General features: G+C 72.8%; 2 protein-coding genes and 1 pseudogene. 2 read left to right on the forward strand and 1 reads right to left on the reverse strand.

Translation table 11 applies throughout. From position 1 onward, the window contains the following. A pseudogene (locus ATM99_RS16290) lies at positions 1–272 on the reverse strand (diguanylate cyclase); the annotation flags it as partial. A gap of 125 nt (positions 273–397) precedes the next feature. Here ATM99_RS16290 and ATM99_RS16295 point away from each other — a divergent pair. Both ATM99_RS16295 and ATM99_RS16300 read left to right on the forward strand, forming a co-directional pair. Further along, the gene (locus ATM99_RS16295; protein ID WP_082659945.1) at positions 398–1,492 is read left to right on the forward strand and encodes a LacI family DNA-binding transcriptional regulator; all 1,095 of its coding nucleotides are present in this window, start codon (positions 398–400) and stop codon (positions 1,490–1,492) included. 264 nt (positions 1,493–1,756) lie between these two features. After that, a complete protein-coding gene (locus tag ATM99_RS16300) occupies positions 1,757–3,556 on the forward strand; it encodes a glycoside hydrolase family 6 protein (RefSeq protein WP_062103894.1) in 1,800 nt (599 codons plus the stop codon). The last annotated feature ends 180 nt before the right edge of the window (positions 3,557–3,736 follow it).

Below are 3,736 nucleotides of genomic sequence, written 5' to 3' on the forward strand. Positions count from 1 at the left end.
GGGTCCTCGCTGATCAGGACGACGGGGACGCCCCACTCGCGCACCGCTGCCAGCCGCTCGGCCGACAACGACTTGCCGATCACGACGAGCCCGTCGACCGCCCCGAGCGCGACCGGCGTGTCGAGGACCGACTCGTCGGGGTAGCGCTCCCGGTCGAGGCCCGCGGGGTAGGTCTGGACCGCGACGACGCGGTGGCCGGCGGCGCGCGCCGCGCGCGCCACGCCCGCGATCAGCGCCCCGAAGTAGAACCCGCCGACGACCGGCGAGAGCACGCCGATCGTCCGTCGCGCCGTGGCGGGAACCCCGCGTCGGACAGTCGACATGTCCTCCCCCTCGCCCACGCCGTCGGAGCCGAGCTGATGCATTTCACCCGCAACGGGCGCAAGACTAGGTGATCGTGGTCACTCCTGCACATGACACCGGCAAGGATGCTGTCTCTCCCGCGACCGGGACGCAGCCCGTCGTCGGCGGCCCCGCGGCCCGCCGCCCGACCATCACCGACGTCGCGAAGGCCGCGGGGGTGTCCATCGCCGTCGTCTCGTACGCGCTGAACGGGCGGCCCGGCGTGTCCGCGGCGACGCGCGAACGGGTGCTACGCGTCGCCGACGAGTTCGGCTGGCGGCCGAGCGCCGCGGCCCGCTCGATGCGCTCGGGCCCGCGCGCGGTCGGCCTGGTCGTCGACCGGGGCCTGACCGGCCCCGCCGGCTACGGCTCGCACGTCCTCGAGCTCGTGGTCGCGCTGCAGGAGGTGCTCGCCACCCGGCGGCTGGCGCTCGTGCTGCAGGTCGTCGAGGACATGGAGGCGGCCGTCGGGCTCTACGGCGAGTGGTGGGCCGAGCGCCGGTTCGACGTGATGGTCGTGACGGACGTGCGCACCGAGGACCCGCGCCTGGACGCGCTGCGCCGCCTGCGGATCCCGGCGGTCGTCGTGGGTGGCGGCGACGTGCCGGGCGAGGTCGCGAACGTGCACGTCGACGACGAGGCCGCGGCCGAGCGCGTCGGGCGCTACCTCATCGAGCTTGGCCACCGCCGCATCGGCGTGGTGACGGGGCCCGCGTCGCTGCTGCGCACGCACGCGCGCACCACGGGTCTGCAGCGCGCGCTCGACGCCGGTGGCGCCGTGCTGGTCCACGAGCCGACCGCCGGCTCCCCCGAGGAGGCGGCGGCCGCGTGCCGGCGGCTGCTGACGGGCGACCAGCCGCCGACGGCCGTCGTGTTCGACACCGACCACATGGCGCTCGCGGCGCTCGACGTCGCGCGGCGCACGGGGCTCGCCGTGCCGTGGGACGTGTCCGTGGTCGCGCTGTCCGACTCACCGCTGTGCCGCCTGGCGACCCCGTCGATCACGGCTCTGCCCTCGGTGCAGGCCGACCTCGGTGCCGCGGTGGGCCAGGCCGTCCTCGCCGTGCTGGACCAGCAGCCGTCGCCCGTGCGGCACATCGAGGTGGGTGGGCTCGCGGTGCGGGGCAGCACGGGCCCGCGCTCGCGCTGACCGCCGGTCGTCGGCCTGCGGCGGGGGTGCGTACGCACGTCTCCAGGTGAGCGCTCACTCGCCCGTGACCTGCGACTTCGTGTCGACCGGCGGATGAAACCTGGATAACGATTCGGTAACGCGGGTTTCCCTAAACGATTTGTGGCCATCCCGTCGAAGCGCCCGCGTGATGGATTCCGCAGCAGTCGTCGTGGACACGTCCCCGACGGCTCGTCCCCGTTTGCCGCCGAGGGCCGGGGACTTCCACCGAACATGGAGGACCTCGTGTCCGAACACGGCAATCGAACGGCTCGACGGCGCTGGCGCGCCGTCGCGACCGCGGCGACGGCGACGGCGCTCGTCGCGGTGCCGCTGACCCTGGCGACCACGGCGGCGAACGCCGCCGAGGCGCACGTCGACAACCCCTACGCGGGGGCCAAGCAGTACGTGAACCCCACCTGGGCGGAGACGGTTGAGAGCGCTGCCACGCGCGCCGGCGACCCGACGCTCGCGGGCCAGATGCGCACCGTCGCGCAGCAGCCGACCGCCGTTTGGATGGACCGCATCAGCGCCATCACGGGCAACGCGGACGGCAAGGGCCTGAAGTTCCACCTGGACGAGGCCCTGAAGCAGAAGTCCGGCAGCCAGCCCCTGGTGTTCAACCTCGTCATCTACAACCTGCCCGGCCGCGACTGCTTCGCGCTCGCGTCGAACGGCGAGCTGCCGCCCACGGCCGCGGGTCTCACGCGGTACCAGACCGAGTACATCGACCCGATCGTCGACCTCCTGGGCGACCCGAAGTACCAGGACCTGCGGATCTCGGCGACGATCGAGCCCGACTCGCTGCCGAACCTCATCACCAACATCTCGGAGCCGGCGTGCCAGGCGTCGGCGCCCTACTACCGCGAGGGAGTGAAGTACGCGCTCGACGAGCTCAAGACGCTCCCGAACGTCTACACCTACCTCGACGCGGCCCACTCGGGCTGGCTCGGCTGGGACTCGAACTCCGGCCCGACCGCGAAGCTGTTCGCCGAGGTCGCCAAGAGCACCAAGAAGGGCTTCGCGTCGGTCGACGGGTTCGTGACCAACACCGCGAACTCGACGCCGCTGGCCGAGCCGTTCCTGCCGAACCCCAACCTGCAGGTCGGGTCGGCCCAGGTGCGCTCGGCGAAGTTCTACGAGTGGAACCCGGACTTCGGTGAGCACGCGTGGACCGCACAGCTGCACCGGCTCCTCGTCGCCGAGGGGTTCCCGGCCTCGACCGGCATGCTCATCGACACCTCGCGCAACGGCTGGGGCGGCCCGAACCGCCCCACCAAGGTCTCGACGAGCACGAACGTCGACACCTACGTCGACGAGTCGCGCATCGACCGCCGCAACCACCGCGGCGCCTGGTGCAACCCGCTGGGTGCCGGCATCGGCGAGCTCCCGCGCGCGACGCCCGCCGGGGCGCCGGCCGAGTCGCACCTCGACGCGTACGTCTGGATCAAGCCCCCGGGCGAGTCGGACGGCGCGTCGAAGGAGATCCCGAACGACCAGGGCAAGAGCTTCGACCGCATGTGCGACCCGACCTTCGTCTCGCCGAAGCTCTCGAACCAGCTGACGGGGGCGACGCCCGACGCGCCGCTCGCCGGCCAGTGGTTCGAGGCGCAGTTCCGGACCCTCGTCAAGAACGCGTACCCGGCGACGCCGACGCCGACGGTCACGCCGACCCCGACGCCGACGGTCACCCCGACCCCGACGCCCACGCCGACCTCGAACCCCGGCGCGGTCTGCACCGTGAAGTACACGGCGAGCAGCTGGAACTCGGGCTTCACCGCCTCGGTGAAGGTCACGAACAACGGCACGAGCGCGCTGTCGGGCTGGACGCTCGGCTTCTCGTTCGCGAACGGCCAGACCGTGCAGCAGGGCTGGAGCGCCACGTGGGCGCAGTCCGGCTCCGCGGTGACCGCGACGAACGCGGCCTGGAACGGTGCGCTCGCACCGGGTGCCTCGGTCGACATCGGCTTCAACGGCTCCCACTCGGGGACCAACACGGCGCCGACGTCCTTCACGCTCAACGGCACCACCTGCCAGGTGGGCTGACGAGCCAGGCGCTGAGCGCCTGACACGACGACGAAGGGCCCTCCCGGACCGCTCCGGGAGGGCCCTTCGCGGCGGCCCGACCGCCGACGTCGCCTCCCCCTCCCCTCTCACGCACCCAGGAGAACCGTGACCAGGTCACGCGTGCGCCGACTGCGCACCGCGCTCGGCGGCGTCCTCGCC

Source organism: Cellulomonas sp. B6 (assembly GCF_001462455.1).
GTDB lineage: Bacteria > Actinomycetota > Actinomycetes > Actinomycetales > Cellulomonadaceae > Cellulomonas.